This is a genomic window from Planosporangium spinosum (assembly GCF_049999945.1).
GTDB lineage: Bacteria > Actinomycetota > Actinomycetes > Mycobacteriales > Micromonosporaceae > Planosporangium > Planosporangium spinosum.
In genome coordinates this window covers 88,457-105,638 of record NZ_JBLYUB010000017.1, presented here as the reverse complement: position 1 = coordinate 105,638, position 17,182 = coordinate 88,457, and the positions used below count along the sequence as shown (strand labels likewise).

Genomic DNA, 17,182 nt, shown 5'->3' with positions numbered 1-17,182 from the left:
TCATGGCGCCCAGACGTCATGGCGCCCAGACCTCATGGCGCCCAGACTGAGATCGCGGTGATCACAAGCCGGCGCGGTGCGCACCCTCGTAGGTCGCGCCACGCCAATGGAAGCCGGACTCGAGGAACACGCTTTCGGCATGGGCGAGGATCGCGTCGGCGTACGTGTTGGCATGGTGGCCGCAGAAGGTGAGCTCACCGCCGGTCGCGAGGACCAGGCCGAGCTTGGCGGCAGCGCCACACCGGTCACACCACTCGGTCGATCCGGTCGACTCGGCCGCCGCCGCCGACACCATCAGGGTCTGGGCCATCGTTACCGTCTCCTCGCCTCGTACGGTGGGTGGCAGCGAAGCAAGACCTCCGCGCTTACCTTTACGACGGTACGGGCCCGAATGTTCAGTGGAAGTTCGTAAAGGTTGGCATTGAGGGGTAGCCCGGTTGCCGGCCGTTCGGCGCCGGAAAACGGCGGTCGGTGGACACGCGTCCGGTGCCCCGGTGCCGTCTCCCACCCGGCACGCGATCGATTCCCGCTGCCGTCTCCCGACCGGTAACGCTGACGCACCGGTGAACGGAAACCGGCCTGCACCCCTGCCGTACCGGCTCCGCTCCGGTCGCGGCGCACCCTGATTGCCAGTCCGACCCGCGAACGGCCCGGCCGCCCAGCCTCCGGACGACCGACCACCAGGCCCACAGCGACCAGCCACCAGGCCGGCCGCAGCGGGCCACGAGGTCCACCACGGTGAGCCTCCAGGCCGACCCCGTCCGGCCGCGGAGCCGACGACGACGGCCGATCCGGCAGCGGCGACAAGCCGCCGGGAGGACGGCCACCCAGACTGGCGTCGCCGGGTAGGAGACCTGAGTCCCTGCCCGGCGGCGCCCTCCATGCTCCCCCGCATCCAGACGGCGCCCGATGCGTTATGCCGTTGGCACCGGTGCGTCAGATCCGACAAATACGGGTCAATAGGCATTATCTTGGAGGTAAGCCGCCGCCGCGCCGGGGGCTGAGCCGGCCGCCGGTACCGGGTGGCTGCTCGGGACCGACAGGGGGAGACATGACAGCGAGTCTGATCGCAGGTGACGATCCGGACCTCCGCCATCTCGTCGCTTTCACGCGCGGCCCGGCCGGACACGTTCAAGTCCCCGTCAACCGCGCCCCGGCGGCGCCGGGCGCCGGCCACGCCGAAGCGGTACCGGCACGGGCTCGGGCGTGACGGTGGCGGATACCACCGCCACCACACCGCTCGTCCCCGCCGCCACGACCACCGTCCCCGGCGCGGCGACCACTGTCGTGTGGACGATGCGAGGCGGCCGGGACGTACGGCGGGTCAGCCCCGCCACTCCCGACCGCCACGTCCGGCGCGCCGTCGCCACCGGCGACGCCGGACCCGAAAACCATCAGACCTCGGTACACCCGACGCCTGCCGGCCGGTACGCCAGCGACGACGGGCTCACGGGACGGGGTCGGCGCTCATCGGCACCAGACATGTGTGGGGCGACATGACCCGTACCGGGTCGGGCGAAAGGCGTGCATCATGAGTCGAGCCATCACCATCGCGCGGCAGTTGTACCGCGCCTTCGCCATCGTCATCGGCGTCCTCCTCGTCACCGGCACGGTGGCCTCCTACGCGGCGTGGCAGCAGTACCGATCGGTGAACGCGCTGGCCGGCCAGGTGCTGCCGGAGCGGCAGGCCAACGGCCGCGTGTACCTGACCCTCATGGAAGCCCAGCGCGGCATCTGCAGCTACCTGCTCTCCGGGGAGCCCGGGTTCGAAGACGCGTACCAGGACGCCAGGCGCGAGTACGAGTTCGCGGCGGCAAGCCTGCGCCGGGTGGCGCCGCCGAAGGACCGGACCGTGGTGTCGTCGCAGCTCGACCGGGCCGCTGCCTGGTTCGACATCGCCAGCCGGCAGCGCGAGGTGGAGCCGGGCAGCGACGAGGACGTGTGCTTCGCCCACCAGGGCGGCCCGGTGTTCGACCAGTTCCTGTCCGGCAACGCCCACCTCGACCGCGCCCTGTCCCACCGGGACGATCTGTTGCAACAGCAGACCCGCAAGACCCAGGTCGTCGCCGCCGCCGCGCTGCTGGGTACCGCCGCGTTCGGGATCCTCGCCGCGATGCTGGTCGCCGTCCGGACCGCCCGGCGGGTGACCCGCATGCTGCGCGAGGAGAAGAAGCAGAACCAGGCGCACACCCGGATGCGGGAGGCCGGCCTGCGGGTACGCGACCACGTGTCGGTGGACGCCGTGCTGGACGCCGCGGCCCACGTACTGGGCCCGGAGTTCCAGGCCGACCTGGCCGTCGTCCGGCTGGCCGGCGCCGACGGCGAGCGGCAGCGCACCGCCTCCTGGGCGGCCGACGAGCGGGGCGGGGCGCGTCCGCTCGCCGCGCAGCCGGTGTCCTGGCTGTCCGACCGGCTCGCCCGCGGTGACGTGTGGTGCAGCGGCGACGTACGTACCCAGCCCAACGGCGCACCGAAGCGGGAGCGCGACGAACTGCTCGCGGCCGGCGCCGTGAGCGCGCTGACCGTACCGTTCGGCACCGGTTCGCAGCCCGACGGCGCCATCACCCTCGTCCGGTGTGCCGGCGGCCGCCCGTGGCAGCCGGCCGAGGTCGAGGCGGCCGGGTGGGTCGCCGCCGACGTGGCCCGCTGGGTGCAGCAGAGCCGGCTGTACGAGCGGGAGCAGGAGCTCGATGCCCGGCAGCGGGAGCTGGAGCGTACGCAGGACGCCTTCGTGTCGACCGTGTCGCACGAGCTGCGGACGCCACTGACCAGCATCAGCGGCTTCGTGGAGTTGCTCGCCGACCCGGCGTCCGGTCCGCTGACCGACGAGCAGCGGCAGATGCTGGAGATCGTCGAACGCAACACCAACCGGCTACGCAGAATGATCGAGGATCTGCTCACGCTGTCGCGGATCGAGACCGGTACGTTCACGATCGAACGCCAGCTGACCGACGTGACGGAACTGGTCACGCGGGTCGTGCGCACGATGGGCGCGACGACCGATCACACCGTGTACACCGACTGCCCGGCCAAGCCGCTCATCGCGGTCGTGGATCCCGAGCAGATCGACCGGGTACTCAACAGCCTGCTGTCCAACGCCGTGAAGTTCACGCCGAGCGGCGGTGAGGTCGTGGTGTCGGTACGCGAGGACGGCGACGACATCGTGCTGTCGGTCTCCGACACCGGCATCGGCATCCCCGCCGAGGAGCAGGACCGGCTGTTCAGCCGCTTCTTCCGCGCCTCCAACGCGGTGTCGGAGTCGATCCCCGGTACCGGCCTGGGGCTCACCATCGTGCGCAACATCGTCGCCAACCACGACGGCGACGTCACGCTGCGGTCGGAGCCCGGAGCGGGAACGACGGTCACGGTACGGCTGCCGCGTGAGTTGACGCTCGCGTCGTAGCCGCACCGCCGGACACCGGGAGGACCCCGACCCGCGCGCGGTCGCCCGGTACCGCCGACACCACGCCGAACCGGCCCCGGACCACCGTCGAGCACGGTCCGGGGCCGGTTCACGTCATCTGTGGCAGGGACATCAGACACGTGGGGTCGCCGACCCGTGCGTCTTGTGGAGATACTGACCGATGCGTATCCGTGCCGTCCGCACCGAGGAGCTGTCCGCGCTACGGGACATCGAGCGCGCCGCCGGGACCTGTTTCCGCGACGTCGGGATGCCGGAGATCGCCGACGACGACCCCCTCCCGCTGGAGGTACTCGCTCGCTACCGCGACTCCGGTCTGGCCTGGGTCGCGGCCGATCACGCGGACGTACCGGTCGCCTACCTGATCGCCGAACCGATCGACGGCAGTCTCCACGTCGAGCAGGTGTCGGTCCACCCGTCCGGTGCGCGTCGCGGGATCGGGCGCTCGCTCCTCGAATATGCGGCCCGTCGCGCGACCGACCTCGACATGCCCGCGTTGACGCTGACCACGTTCGCCCACGTGCCGTGGAACGCGCCCTACTACGTACGGTGCGGGTTCCGGCCGATGGCCGAGCGCGAACTGGGGCCCGGCCTCCGGACGATCCGGCAGCGGGAGGCGGCCCACGGCCTCGACCGGTGGCCCCGGCTATGCATGATCAGGGAGGGTGCGAGCCGCGACGGTGCCCCGCACCCTCCCTGATCACGAACCGCATGTCAGATATCGTCGCCGCGGTCGGTGTCGTACGGCGTGGCTATCTCGGATTCCGCCTAGACCGTGGTGCTGCCGTCGCCGGTAGCGGCTTCCGCGGCAGCATCGGCGTTACTGCTCGAGCCGCCGTCCGAGCCGGTGCTCACCTCCTCGTCCCAGTCCTCGACGGTCGTGTCCTCATCCCAGTCGTCGGCTGCGGCATCCTCATCCCAATTGTCCCCTGAGACGTCCTCATCCCAACCGTCCGCCGCGTCCTCCTCGTCCCAGTCCTCGGCGGTCGCATCCTCGTTCCAGCCGTCCGCCGCATCCTCCTCGGCCCACTCTTCGGCCACGGCGTCGTCGTCCAGGGCCTCGGCTGCGGCGTCCCCGGCGTTCCCGTCGTCGGTTGCGGTGCCGTTGCCCGTGGCGGAGTCATTGCCCGTGGCGGAGTCATTGCCCGTAGCGGAGTCATTGCCCGTAGCGGAGTCATTGCCCGTAGCGGAGTCATTGCCCGTAGCGGAGTCATTGCCCGTAGCGGAGTCGTTGCCCTCAACGTTCTGGTCGTCGGCCTCCGCGACGTAGCGACTCATCGCGACGTGCGGCTTGACGGTGGTCACGGGTGTGGTCACGGCCTGCGCCGTGGCGGGCAGTAGGAGCGCGCCGGCGGTGGCAACGGCGGCCAGCGGTAGGAACCTGATCATCGGCAGGTGCGACGTGACGGCGGTCCGGATGGCTCTCATCTGGCGGCGGTGGGTGGAAATCGGCGTCACAGCTTGTCTCCTTGTCAAGGGCACAGTCGTCAAGGCACGGGTCCGGTCTGCTGAGGCATGGCACGGGTAGCCGTCGTCGCGCCGACCACAGCGGTGGCCGCCCGGCAACGGCGGGGCAGGGGCAACCAATGGCCGGACAGCCGGCACAGCCACCGTCGATGACTGGTACGGCGACGGCGGCCGGTCCGGTATGTCCGACGGCGACGGCACTTGCCCGCCCCGGCGCCGCTAAACCTGGCGACCGCCCGCGCGTACCGAGACGCCAAGATCCACGCAATGTCGCAATCAATGCTGCTGTCGGAGCCGCCGATACAGCAAAGATTGCGACATTGCACGGATCTGGGAGGCGCGGGAGACGCAGGAGACGCAGGAGACGACGCGGCCCACGCGGAGAAACACGACGGGCGCGGGTCAGGGGCCCCGCGTGTGGTCAGCCGGCGACGGGCGCGAGGTCCCCGCTGACCCGTTCGACGTGCCGCCAGCGCCCGACCTCGCTGGCCTGGCGCGCGTCGCTCGCGGCGACCAGACGCGCTCCCCCGGCGGCGAACAGTGCGGCCAGTCGCGCGGACGGCGCCTGGTGACGCTCGCTGATCTCGACCTGGGTGTTGGTGAGGCGACACATCGCGGCCAGCTCGGCGACCGCGGCGTCGTCGATGTCGGAGTCGGTGAACCCGGCCCGGGTCAGGAACGCCAGCGGACGGGCGAGTCGGGTCGGGGCGTACCGGCTGACCCGCTCGACGGCGCGCGCGGTCACGGTCACCAGCATCTCGACCACGTTGGCGGAGGTCAGTGCGCCGGCGTCGACAAGGGCCCGTACGGTCTGCGGCCCGGCCAGCCCGGACGGCATGGGCAGTGCGCCGACGGCGACCGACACCACGTCGAGCCCGCCGAGGTCGGCCGGGAAGGCCAGCCACCCGTCGGTACCGATCGCCTCGACCTCGATGCCGGCCCGCAGCACGATGTCGGTGCGCTGCTGCGCCCGCTGGATGGAGGCCAGGTACGACGACATCCACCGGGTCTCCGGCCCGGCCTCGTCGCAGAAGACCAACTCGGTCAGGCCCATCTGCTCGGCAGCGGCCACGACGAGACTGACGCTGTCGCGCCCCGCGGAGAACGCGGTGTGCACGTGGCTGTCCACGGTGAGGTCGAGCATGTCCGCTGCCTTCGGGTCGGCGTCGGTGGCCCTGGTGGGACCGCCGGCGTACGCGGGTCGGTTGAACCCGGCGGGCGGATCCGGGGTCCCGGAAACCACCTGCCGTGCCATCATGGTGCGACCCGACCGACGCGGCGTCGGTGCTACTCGGTTGTCATGCCGTTGCGACGCTGGCGAAGCCGGACGGCCTCGGGTAATCGGCGAAACGGCGAACGGCCGGCGTAACCGGCGAACGGCCGGCGTAACCGGCCGTTCGCCGGCGTGACCGGCCGTTCGCCGGCGTGACCGGCGGGCCGGCCGGGGATGACCGGGAGCGGTCCCCCCTCGGCCGGCCCGCGAGCGGCTCTACTCGGTGATCCGCTCCATGGCGGGGCGGCGGTACCGGTATCCGAAGCCGCGTACCGACTCGATCGGTGAGGCGTCCGGGTCGGTCCAGCCGAGCTTGCGGCGCAGCCGCAGGACCGCGAACTTCACCCGCTCCGGGCCGATACCGGTCGGGTCGTCCCACGCCTGGGCCAGCAGCTGGTTGGGCGACAGCACCGCCCCGGCGTGCCGTACCAGGACATTGAGCAGGCGGAACTCGGTCGGAGTGAGCCGCACCTCCTCGCCGTCCACGTAGGTGCGCCGGGCGGCCGGGTCGATGCGCAGGACGCCGTCGTCGTACACCTCGTCGGCCCACTGCGACGCGCCGGCGCTACGGCGCAGCAGCGCCTCCACCCGGGCCACCAGCTCGGCGTTGGTGAACGGCTTGGTGAGGTAGTCGTCGGCGCCGCCGCGCAGGCCGCGTACCTTGTCCGACTCCTGGCCGTGCGCGGTCAGCAGCAGGACGGGTACGTCGCTGACGTCCCGCAGCCGCTCCAGCACCTGCCAGCCGTCCATGCCCGGCAACCCGATGTCGAGGATGACGAGTTCGGGCCGTTCGGTGTACGCGTCACGCAGGCCGGCCCGCCCGTCCTTGGCGTGCGCGACCTGGTGTCCGGCCCGGGTCAGCAACAGGCGCAGCGCCAGCGCGATGTCCGGGTCGTCCTCAACGATCAGTAGTCGGCTCACCCTCAAGACCTCCATCATTCCCACGAGGGCGCGCCGGCAGAGAGACTGTCACCGTCGTACCGACGCCTTCCGTACTGGCGACGTTGATGGCGCCGCCATGCAGTTCCACGATGGCCCGGCTGATCACCAGGCCGAGTCCCGCGCCCGAGGTACCCGCCCAGGCCGCCGCCCCGACGTTGGAGGCGCGGAAGAAGGGGCTGAACAGCCTCGGCTGTTCGGCCGCGGGTATTCCGATTCCGTTGTCGCTGACCACCAGTTCCCACCCGGTACGCACGGGCCGCGCCCGGACGCTGATGCGGCCGCCGGACGGGGTGAACGCGAGCGAGTTGGCCAGCAGGTTGCCCAGCACCTGCTGGAGCCGGGCCTCGTCGCACACCAGCTCGGGTCCGTCCACCGCGTGGAGCGCCAACTCGATCCCGGCGGCCTCCGCGGCCAGCCGGCGCTCGGCCACCACCTCGTCGAGCAGCGCCGGTACCCGTACCGCGGTGTGCTTCAACGGCAGGGTGCCCGCCTCCAGCCGGGACAGCGTCAGCAGCTCCTCGATCAGGCGCAACAGCCGGTTGGCGTTGCGGTCGATCACGTCGAGGTAGGTGCGCTGCTCGTCGGTGAGGCCGCCGCTGCCCGGGTCGCCGAGCAGGTGCGCGAACGCGACCACCGCGGACAGCGGGCCGCGCAGCTCGTGCGCCACGGTCGGCACGAACGACGACCCCACGACGCCGCCGGAGGTCGGCGTGGCGGCCGGCCGGTTGCCGCGCAGCCGGGACAGTTCCTCGCGCAGTACCCGTTCGGTGGCGCGCTGGGCGGTGACGTCGACGCCCAGGTAGGCGACCGCGCCGACCTGCGGGTCGTCGAGGAGCCCGCGGACGGTCACCTCAAGCGTGCGCCACTGGCCGTTGGACGCGCGTACCCGCAGGTCGAACGGGCCGTCGGGGCCGCGCCCGGCGCACGCGTCGACCAGCGACGCGACGGCGACGGCGTGGTCGTCCGGGTGGACCAGGTCCAGCGGGGAGACCGGGGGCGGCGCCTGCCGGTCGTACCCGAGCAGCACCGTGAACTCGTCGGACAGCGCGACCCAGCCGGCCGGCGGGTCGACCAGGACGACGGCGGCCCGGTCGGCGGCGAGCAGGGAGCGCCCGAGCGGGTCGACCGGCATCGCGCGATCGGCGGGCATCGCCGGACAGGGCCGGGTCAGGCAGCGCTCGACGGCCGCGGCGATCTCTTCCACGGCCGGCAGTGCCTGGCGGTAGCTCAGCTCGTCGACGGCGTACACCTGCAGCGCGAGCCGCCACCGCGCCGGCCCTACCGGAATGCCGCCGGGGCTCGGCGACGCCGAGGACTCCAGGGCGGCGTCGCGCACACCGGGCAGCGTCCGCAACTCCCCGAGCAGCCGTTGCACCTCCACCAGGCTGCTCGCCCGCTCCGCGCGGGCAGCCAGGGCACGTGCGGCCGGCGGGGTCAGCTCCGCTGCCACGCGATCGCCCGTATAGCCACGCACGGTCCTCCTCACCGGTCGGCCGTCGTCGCTGCCGCGAGCCGGACCGAGATTCCCTACTCCGAGTGCTGCTCTATTCTACGCATTGTCAATACTTGTGCGCTAAAGTTTGAGATTAGTACTAGATGTCATGATTTCGCGGGAGGCTGGTGTTGAGCGTGGGCGCGTCGGACCAAGACGGGTCCCCCGTGATGTCCCCACCGACGGAGCAACCGGCCCACCAACGACTCCCCGCCGCCCTCGCCGCCGAGCGGCAGCCCCAGGTCGAGACCGTCCGACTGATGGCGCTCATCGAGTCGCTCAACGTCGCCGTGCTGCTCCAGGACGAACAGCACCGGGTCGTCCTGGCCAACACCGCCTTCGTCGAGATGTTCGCCCTCGGCGTCCCACCGGAGCGGCTGCGCGGCGCCGCGGGTGGGCCGGGCGGCGTGCCGCTGGCCGCCCTGTACGCCGACGCCGAGGAGGTGCGGCAGCGGACCGCGGCCGCGATGCGGCACGGTCGCCCCCTACGCGGCGAGGAGATCCCGCTGGTAGACGGCCGGGTACTCGAGCGCGACTACGTACCGATCACGCTGGACGGCTCGACGCTCGGGTTCCTGTGGGTCTTCCGGGACGTCACCGCGCAGGCCGAGATCCGCCGCGGCCTCGAGGAGCGGGCGCGGATGCTGTCGGAACTCTCCACGCTCAAGACCGAGTTCATCGGTGTCGTCTCGCACGAACTGCGCACCCCGTTGACCTCCATCAGCACGTTCGCGACGCTCCTGGAGGAGGAGGTGGCGGCACTGTCGGCCGCCGACCGGGCCGCCATGACGCTGGCGATCCGGCGCAACGCCGACCGGATGCTCAACCTCGTGGCCGACCTCATCCTGCTGGCGAAGCTGGAGTCCGGGGAGCTGGGCCTGCACGAGACCGAGATCGACGTGCCCGCCCTGCTCCGCGACGCCGCCGCCAGGAACGGCACCGGCGGGAACAGCCCCAGCGCCGCCAGGAACGGCACCGGCGGGAACAGCCCCGGCGCCGCCAGGAACGGCACCGGCGGGGACGGTCCCGTCGCCGTGCGGCTCGACCTCCGCCACGGCCCACGGCTCACCGGCGACACCGACCTGCTCGCCCAGTTGTTCGACACCGCGGTCGGGGTACTCGTCACGGCCAGCGCACCCGGCACGGAGATCGTCGTCCACGCCGCGCCGCTGGCCGACCGGTGGCAGGTGACCGTCAGCGCCCCGGCCGCCGACGCGGCAACGGCCGAGCGGCTGCTCGCCACCCACCTGCCCCACCCCGACGTGGCCGACGAGCGCCGGACCGGCGCCCTCGCCGTCATGCTCGCCCGGGCCATCGCCGGTCGCCACGGTGGCGACCTGTCGCTCGCGGTGGCCGAACCCGGCGCCAGGCTGACCATCGGTCTGCCGTTCCGCCGCTGACCGCCGGCGCGTCGGCGGCATGTCCCCCGACGCGCCGACAGCGGATTACATCGCAACCTCCCCGCATCCTCGCCGCACCCGGTTGGCTGCCGTTCGCGAACAGCCTCGGTTGGAGCGTGCGGTTGATCGGACCGCGCCCGGTCACCAGAGGGAGAGTCATGGGTCGATCATTCACCCGGATCCTGTCCGCGGTCGCGCTTTCCACGGCTGCGGGCGGCGCGATCCTGATCGGCGGCACCGCGCCGGCGTCCGCCGCGGTCACCGGCACGGTGGGCACGGTCGACAGCGGCAGCACCCCGCTGAACATCCGCTCGACCGCGAGCACCTCGGCCGCCACGGTCGGTTCACTGCGCAGCGGCAGCACGCTCACCCTCGTCTGTCAGGTCACCGGCCAGTGGATCAGTGGCCGGGTACGCGCCACGAACCTCTGGGACAAGCTCCCGGACGGGCGCTACGTCTCCGACGCGTACGTCCGCCGGGGCACGGTCAGCCCCTGCGACGCCACCCCGCCCCCCCCCCCACCGCCGGCAACCGACGGAACCACCCAGGCCCTCGGTACGGTCGACAGCGGCAACACCCCGCTGAACGTGAGGTCCGGCCCGACGACCGCGTCGAGCGTGGTCACCCAGCTGCGCACCGGTGCGGTGGTGAGCCTGCAGTGCCAGGTCACCGGCCAGTGGATCAGCGGCCGGGTACGCGCCACGAACCTCTGGGACAAGCTCGCGGACGGGCGCTACGTCTCCGACGCGTACCTCCGCCGGGGCGCCTCCTTGCCCGACTGTTCGAGCCCGAACACGCCGTCGCTGCCGCCTCAGGCCGCTCCGGGGACCGCCACCGGCTGGACGATCCCGGTACCCGGCAGCCCCGTCCAGACGTTCCGACCCGCCACCAACCCGACCCACGACGGCGTGGACATCATGCAGCCACGCGACACGCCGATCGCCGCCGCCAGCGCCGGCCGGGTCAGCACCGTCGAGTGCAACACCTCCGGCTCCAGCTGCGACGTGGACGGTAGCCCGAGCGTGCGCGGCTGCGGCTGGTACATCGAGATCCAGCACGCCGGTGACGTCATCACCCGGTACTGCCACCTGGTACGCCAGCCGTCGGTCGCGGTGGGTCAGCAGGTCCAGGCCGGGCAGACCATCGGGTACGTGGGTACGTCGGGCAACTCCGGCGGCACGCACCTGCACTTCGAGGTGCACATCGGCCCAGGCCCGGCCACCCCCGCCAACGCCGTCGACCCGATCGAGTTCATGCAGCGGATGAACGCGCCGCTGGACGTGCCGACCACGACCCGGCGCTGAACTTTCGCAGGCAGGTGCCCTCCCGTCAGGTTCGGCGCCGGCCGCGACCCGGCGTCCGGGCCGCGGGAGCACCCCGGCGGGCCGCGACGATCGCGCCGGCCAGCAGCAGCACGAAGGCCGACGCGACCGTCACCACCCCGGCCCGGTCCAGCCCCGCGGCGAGGACCTGCTGCAGCGCGGTCCCGGCCCGCACCACCGGGTCGGGCGCGGCGCGGCGATCGAGCGGCCGGAGTTCGTACCAGCCGTAGTAGGCGACGTACCCGCCGGTGAGGACCAGCAGGGCACCGCCGGCACGGGAGATCCTGGCCGCGGCGGCGCGCAGCCGGCGTACCAGGGACGCGCGGGCCAGCGCCACGGCCAGCGCCAGCGTGCCGACGACGAGGCCCATACCGACCGCGTACGCACCGAACAGGCCGAGCCCGCCGAGGAGGGAACCGGCGCGCAGGCTGGACACCACGATCGCCAGGAACGGGCCGATGGTGCAGCCCAGCGACGCCAGCGCGTACGCGGCACCGAACAGCGCCATCGACGCGAACGTACCGGTGAGCGCCGGCGCGCGGGAGGGCTTCCAGGGCATCGCCGGTAGCTGCCGGCCGGCGACGAGCCAGCCGCCGAGCACCGCGAGCAGCAGGCCGAAGCCGATCGTGAACCAGGGCAGGTGGTGCTGGACGGCCGACGCGACGGGCGCGAGGACGAGGCCGAAGGCACCGAAGACCGCGACGAACCCGGTGGTCATCGCGGCGGTCAGGGCCAGCGCGCGCCCGACCGCGACGCCACGCGCCGGCACCGCCCCGCGCTCCGGTGCGCCATCGGCGACCACCAGCAGCGACAGGTACGCCGGCAGCAGGGCGAACCCGCACGGGTTGACCGCGGCCAGGATGCCCGCGGCGACCGCCAGCAGGACCGGTACGTCCGACATCTCAGGCGGCCAGCTTCCTGATCCAGGCGTTGAACTGCTGGCTGTCCATGAACCCCTTGGTCACGACCTTGCCGCCGCGGTCGATCAGCACGAACGTGCTCTGCTCGGTGATGCCGAACCGCTTCCACACGACGCCGGTCCGGTCGGCGAGGTGGGTGACGTCGCCGACGTCGAGGTCGGAGACGAAGGTGCGCATGTCCTTCTCGTCGCCCAGGCCGGCCACCCCGACGATGTCGACCTTGCCCTTGTACTCCGCCGAAAGGTTCGACACGGTCGCCGCCTGACCGGCGCACGTGGCGCACCACGGTGCCCAGAACCACAGCACGACCGGGTGGCCGGCCAGGCTGGCTCCGTCGAATTCCCGGCCGTCCAGGGTCCGCGCGGTGAACGTCAGGGTGTCGGGGACCGCGGCGCCCGGCGCTGGCACGGCCGCGCCGGGTGATCCGGAAGCGGTACCTGCGAGGGCGGCGCCCTGGCCGCCCGCGCGGGCCGCCGTGGTGGATCCGGGACCGCCCGCTCCGTCTCCGGCGGCGCCCGAGCCGCACCCGGCGAGCGCGACCAGCGCGGCCAGGGCGGCGGTGGCCAGTACGGGCGGGATGAACCGGACGCGCATACGAGTCTCCCTGACGTAGGTCCCTGTCCCTATCAACGTCCCGTGCCGCCCGCCGGTTCACCCGTCGCGGGTCCGGCGCCGCGCGCCTCGCTACCGGATCGCACCCGGCCGGCTACGGAGCCGGCGGGTCAGGCGCGGTGCAGTGGAGAGCCGTGCCCGCCCCGACGCGTCGGTTGGCGGAGGCGCAGGTGCAGGCCAGGTGCGGAACAGGTAGTTAACGGTCACACCCATAGATATGGGCACGAACCACTGTCACGCTGAGCTGAGCCCCCGTCTGTCGCGGGCACGAGAGGACCCCGCCCCGGGAGGATCGATGAGTATCCGGCTGGTAGCCGTCGACGAACATGTGCTGCTGCGCCTCGGCCTGGCGAGCGTGCTGGCCGGTTCGCCGGACATCACGTTCGTGGGCGAGGCGGCGAGCGCCGCCGAAGCCGAGCGCGTGGTCGAACAGACCCATCCGCACGTCATCACGATCGAGCTGACCCTGCCCGACGGCGACGGCATCTCGACTGCCGGGCGCCTGCGGGTGAACCGCCCGGAACTGGGCATCGTGCTGCTCACCGCCGCGAACGACGACGCGCTGCTGTACCGGGCGCTGGACGCCGGTCTCTCCGCGTACGTCACGAAGGCGGCCCCGGTGTCGACGGTACTGGCGGCGGTGCGCCACGCGGCGGCCGCGCCGACCTCGTTCACCGCGCCCGGGCTGCAGACCGCGCTGACCCGCCGGCACGCCCAGAGTGGCCTGCTCAGCCCGCGCGAGCGGCAGGTGCTCCTGCTCATGCGCGACGGCACCAGCCTGCCGGCGATCGCCAACCAGCTCCAGGTCTCGGAGGCGACCGTCAAGACCTACGTGTCGCGCCTGTACAGCAAGCTGCGGGTCAACAACCGGGCCCAGGCGCTGATGGTGGCCGTCAACCAGGGCCTGCTGCCCACCAGCGACGCGGCTGCCTGAACCGGCCGTGGTCAGGCTGAGCCGGCCGCGGTCAGGCTGAACCGGCCGCGGTCAGTCAGGAAGGGGCCGGTTCCCGGGCCGGACGCGCACGTATTCACCATCCGCGTATAGCCCTATAGACCCGCAAGAGCATCGCACTTCGCATATTTGTCGAAGCCCCCAAACCGTGCCACGCTGATTTCTATCGACCCGGGCCGGCGTCCCCGAAACCCCCACCGGTCCCGGTCGTCCTGGACGGGTGCGGCGGTCGGCTTACCCACAGAGGTCCGGCTGCCGTGCCCCCGTCCTGCCGTGCCCCTCCCTGCCGCTCCACCGCCCACCCGGCCGCGCCACCGGCAACCGGGCACCGCGCGCCCGGCGAAACCGCTCAGCTGACCGGCCGCCCGTCCGATGGGTCGCGCAGAGAAACCATGGTCGCGCAACGAAACCACGGGTCGCGCAACGAAACCACGGGTCGCGCAACGAAGCCATGGGTCGCGCCGAGATCCCACGCGTCGGTAGGAGTGGCATGTACGAGACGTTCCGCCCGCTGCTCGACGCCCTGCAACGGCGGGGCGCCGAGCCGCGGGCGCTGGAACGGGCCGCCGCCGAGGCGGAGCGGACCGGCCGGTCCATCCGCGCGGTGCTCATCAACGACCACGTCGTCACCGAGACCCAGCTCACCGAGGCGTCCGCGGACGCGTACGGGATCAACTTCGTCGACCTGGTCGGCTATCCGATCGACCCGGCCGCGATGGCGAAGATCCCACTCTCGCTGGTGCTCCGGCACCGGGTACTGGGCCTGTCCGTCAACGACCACGAGATCGTCGTGGGCATCACCGACCCCGGCGACGTGGTCGCCCTCGACGACGTACGCGCGGCGACCGGCCTGACCGTACGGCCGGTCGTGGTGGCCCGTACCGAGCTGCGCAAGATCATCGACCGGTTGCGGCGGGAGGAGAACGACCTCGCCGACATCGCCGATACCCTGCGCACCGAACCGGCGCCGACCGCCTCCACCCTGACCACGGCCGGCGACGACGCGCCCATCGTGCGGTACGTGAACTCGCTGATCGAGCAGGCCATCGTCAACCGCGCGTCGGACCTGCACCTGGAACCGACCGAGAACGACATGCGGGTGCGGTACCGCATCGACGGTGTCATGCACGAGGTCGACGTGGTACCCCGGCACGTGCAGTCGGCGCTCGTCTCCCGGCTGAAGATCATGTCCAACGTCGACATCACCGAGCGCCGCATCCCGCAGAACGGCCGGATGACCGTGGAGGTCAACCAGCGCCCGGTCGACCTGCGCACCGCGACCCTGCCCACGGTGTGGGGCGAAAAGGTCGTGCTGCGCGTCCTCGACACCAGCGGCATCAACCTCACGCTGGACTCGCTCGGCTTCACCCCAGACAACCACGCCCGGTACGCGGCGGCGTTCACCAGGCCGCACGGCATGCTGCTGGTGACCGGGCCGACCGGTTCCGGCAAGTCGACCACGCTCTACGCGACCCTGGCCGAGATCAGCAAGCCCACGATCAACATCATCACCGTCGAGGATCCGGTCGAGTACCGCCTGCCGGGCGTGAACCAGGTGCAGGTCGACCACAAGGCAGGCCTGACGTTCGCCGCGGTGCTGCCGGCGATCCTGCGCTCCGACCCCGACGTCGTCCTCATCGGCGAGATCCGCGACCGGGTCACCGCGCAGCTCGCCGTCGAGGCGGCCCTGACCGGTCACCTGGTGCTGTCGACGCTGCACACCAACGACGCGCCGAGCGCGGTGACCCGGCTGACCGAGATGGGCATCGAGCCGTTCCTCGTCGGCTCGTCGGTCGACTGCGTCCTGGCCCAGCGGCTGGCCCGGCGGCTGTGCGACTGGTGCAAGCAGGAGTACGCCCCCACGCCGACCGAGCTCGCCGCCGCCCGCTGGCCGACCGGCCTCCTGCCCCAGCCGGAGGTGCTGTGGAAGCCCGGTAGCTGCCGCTCCTGCGCCGGCACCGGCTACCGGGGACGCCTCGCCCTGCACGAGGTGATGCCGATGTCGACGACGCTGGAGGAGCTGACGATCCGGCGCACGTCCGCGTCCGAGTTGCACCGGGTGGCCATCGCCGAGGGCATGCGCGACCTGCGGGTGGACGGCCTGGCCAAGGCCGCCGACGGGCAGACCTCGCTGCACGAGGTGCTGCGCGTCGCGGTGTGACGGGACAAATCTCCTCGATTCTGTGCTAAACCGCAGCACCTCCCTGCCGACGTGTCGAACGACCTCGAATGGATGTCCGGACGGCAAGGAGACGCGCGGTGGAGGCTGGGTACTCGCTCGACCGCCCGGTCGTGCCCGTCGACCTGGGGCGTGCCCGGGAGTCCCTCAACGCCATGCTCGTCGCGATGGTCGGCGCTCAGGGCTCCGACCTGCACCTGACCGCGGGTGCACCGCCCACCGCCCGGATCAACGGCCGCCTGCAGCCCCTCCCCGGCTACGACCGGCTCATGCCCGCCGACACGGCGCTGCTCGCCCGCGCCGCGGTGACCGCCGAGAAGTGGGACACGTTCGAACGCGACAACGAACTCGACGTGTCGTACAGCATCGACGGGGTCTCCCGCTTCCGGGTGAACCTGTACGCCCAGCGCGGATCGTACGGCGCGGTGTTCCGCGCCATCCCGTACAGCGTCAAGTCCCTCGAGGAACTGGACCTGCCGGAGTGGGTGACCCGCCTCGCGCACCTCCCCCGTGGCCTGGTGCTGGTGACCGGCCCGACCGGATCGGGCAAGACGACCACCCTGGCATCGTTGCTCGATCTGATCAACCGCACCCGGTCGGCGCACATCGTCACGGTCGAGGACCCGATCGAGTTCCTGCACCAGCACAAGGGCTGCATCGTCAACCAGCGCGAGGTGGGCGCCGACACCGCGACGTTCGCCTCGGCGCTCAGACACGTACTGCGCCAGGACCCCGACATCATCCTGGTCGGCGAACTACGCGATCTGGAGACCACCGCGACCGCCATCGCCGCGGCCGAGACGGGTCACCTCGTCCTGGCCACGCTGCACACCCAGAGCGCGGCGCAGACGGTCGACCGGATCATCGACATGTTCCCCCCGCACCAGCAGCCGCAGATCCGCGCGCAGCTGTCGACCGCCCTGCAGGGCGTCGTGACGCAGGCGCTCTGCCCGCGCGCCGACGGCACCGGCCGAATCATCGTCGCCGAGATCATGTTCGCCACCCCGGCGATCCGGAACCTCATCCGTGAAGGCAAGAACCACCAGATCCCGTCGTTCATGCAGTCGGGTGCCGGCGAGGGGATGCTCTCCTTCGACCAGCACCTGGCCGAACGGGTCCGCCAGCAGATGATCTCGTTCGAACAGGCGCTGGAGATCTGCCACTCGGTCGACGACTTCAAGCGCCTCGCCGGGCGGTGGTGA

At 71.9% G+C, this 17,182-nt stretch carries 14 protein-coding genes; 7 read left to right on the top strand and 7 right to left on the bottom strand.

Going from position 1 to position 17,182, the window contains the following annotated elements; translation table 11 throughout:
* Positions 1–61 precede the first annotated feature (61 nt).
* Entirely contained in the window at positions 62–310 is a 249-nt protein-coding gene (locus ACNTMW_RS22160; RefSeq protein ID WP_426635648.1) for a DUF7455 domain-containing protein, read from the bottom strand.
* A gap of 1,221 nt (positions 311–1,531) precedes the next feature.
* Between ACNTMW_RS22160 and ACNTMW_RS22155 the strand changes: the two genes are divergently transcribed.
* Entirely contained in the window at positions 1,532–3,403 is a 1,872-nt protein-coding gene (locus ACNTMW_RS22155) for a sensor histidine kinase (protein WP_426635647.1), read from the top strand.
* 181 nt (positions 3,404–3,584) lie between these two features.
* Entirely contained in the window at positions 3,585–4,121 is a 537-nt protein-coding gene (locus ACNTMW_RS22150) for a GNAT family N-acetyltransferase (protein WP_426635646.1), read from the top strand.
* Positions 4,122–4,189: 68 nt separating this feature from the next.
* On the opposite strand, the gene ACNTMW_RS22145 is transcribed toward ACNTMW_RS22150, so the two are convergent.
* The 4 genes from ACNTMW_RS22145 to ACNTMW_RS22130 form a co-directional block, all read right to left on the bottom strand.
* The gene (locus ACNTMW_RS22145) at positions 4,190–4,879 is read right to left on the bottom strand and encodes a hypothetical protein (RefSeq protein WP_426635644.1); all 690 of its coding nucleotides are present in this window, start codon (positions 4,877–4,879) and stop codon (positions 4,190–4,192) included.
* Between the two features lie 430 nt (positions 4,880–5,309).
* The gene (locus ACNTMW_RS22140) at positions 5,310–6,146 is read right to left on the bottom strand and encodes a hydrolase (RefSeq protein WP_426635643.1); all 837 of its coding nucleotides are present in this window, start codon (positions 6,144–6,146) and stop codon (positions 5,310–5,312) included.
* Positions 6,147–6,377: 231 nt separating this feature from the next.
* Entirely contained in the window at positions 6,378–7,082 is a 705-nt protein-coding gene (locus ACNTMW_RS22135; protein ID WP_426635642.1) for a response regulator transcription factor, read from the bottom strand.
* The gene (locus tag ACNTMW_RS22130; RefSeq protein ID WP_426635641.1) at positions 7,060–8,553 is read right to left on the bottom strand and encodes a PAS domain-containing sensor histidine kinase; all 1,494 of its coding nucleotides are present in this window, start codon (positions 8,551–8,553) and stop codon (positions 7,060–7,062) included. Before ACNTMW_RS22130 ends, ACNTMW_RS22135 begins: the two co-directional genes overlap by 23 nt.
* 212 nt (positions 8,554–8,765) lie before the next feature.
* Between ACNTMW_RS22130 and ACNTMW_RS22125 the strand changes: the two genes are divergently transcribed.
* Together ACNTMW_RS22125 and ACNTMW_RS22120 are read left to right on the top strand one after the other, a co-directional pair.
* The gene (locus ACNTMW_RS22125) at positions 8,766–9,995 is read left to right on the top strand and encodes a histidine kinase dimerization/phospho-acceptor domain-containing protein (protein ID WP_426635640.1); all 1,230 of its coding nucleotides are present in this window, start codon (positions 8,766–8,768) and stop codon (positions 9,993–9,995) included.
* A 158-nt stretch (positions 9,996–10,153) separates the two neighbouring features.
* The gene (locus tag ACNTMW_RS22120; RefSeq protein ID WP_426635639.1) at positions 10,154–11,299 is read left to right on the top strand and encodes a peptidoglycan DD-metalloendopeptidase family protein; all 1,146 of its coding nucleotides are present in this window, start codon (positions 10,154–10,156) and stop codon (positions 11,297–11,299) included.
* A 25-nt stretch (positions 11,300–11,324) separates the two neighbouring features.
* Here ACNTMW_RS22120 and ACNTMW_RS22115 read toward each other — a convergent pair whose 3' ends face one another.
* Both ACNTMW_RS22115 and ACNTMW_RS22110 read right to left on the bottom strand, forming a co-directional pair.
* Positions 11,325–12,218 (bottom strand): cytochrome c biogenesis CcdA family protein, encoded by an 894-nt coding sequence (locus tag ACNTMW_RS22115; RefSeq protein WP_426635638.1) that lies wholly within the window; start codon positions 12,216–12,218, stop codon positions 11,325–11,327.
* Position 12,219: 1 nt separating this feature from the next.
* Positions 12,220–12,831: a redoxin family protein gene (locus ACNTMW_RS22110; RefSeq protein ID WP_426635637.1), complete on the bottom strand. Its 612-nt coding sequence runs from the start codon at positions 12,829–12,831 to the stop codon at positions 12,220–12,222.
* Positions 12,832–13,144: 313 nt separating this feature from the next.
* On the opposite strand from ACNTMW_RS22110, the gene ACNTMW_RS22105 reads away from it, so the two are divergent.
* The 3 genes from ACNTMW_RS22105 (at position 13,145) to ACNTMW_RS22095 (ending at position 17,182) form a co-directional block, all read left to right on the top strand.
* The gene (locus ACNTMW_RS22105; RefSeq protein ID WP_426635636.1) at positions 13,145–13,783 is read left to right on the top strand and encodes a response regulator transcription factor; all 639 of its coding nucleotides are present in this window, start codon (positions 13,145–13,147) and stop codon (positions 13,781–13,783) included.
* 508 nt (positions 13,784–14,291) lie between these two features.
* A complete protein-coding gene (locus tag ACNTMW_RS22100) occupies positions 14,292–15,962 on the top strand; it encodes a GspE/PulE family protein (RefSeq protein ID WP_426635635.1) in 1,671 nt (556 codons plus the stop codon).
* Between the two features lie 98 nt (positions 15,963–16,060).
* A complete protein-coding gene (locus tag ACNTMW_RS22095; protein WP_426635634.1) occupies positions 16,061–17,182 on the top strand; it encodes a type IV pilus twitching motility protein PilT in 1,122 nt (373 codons plus the stop codon).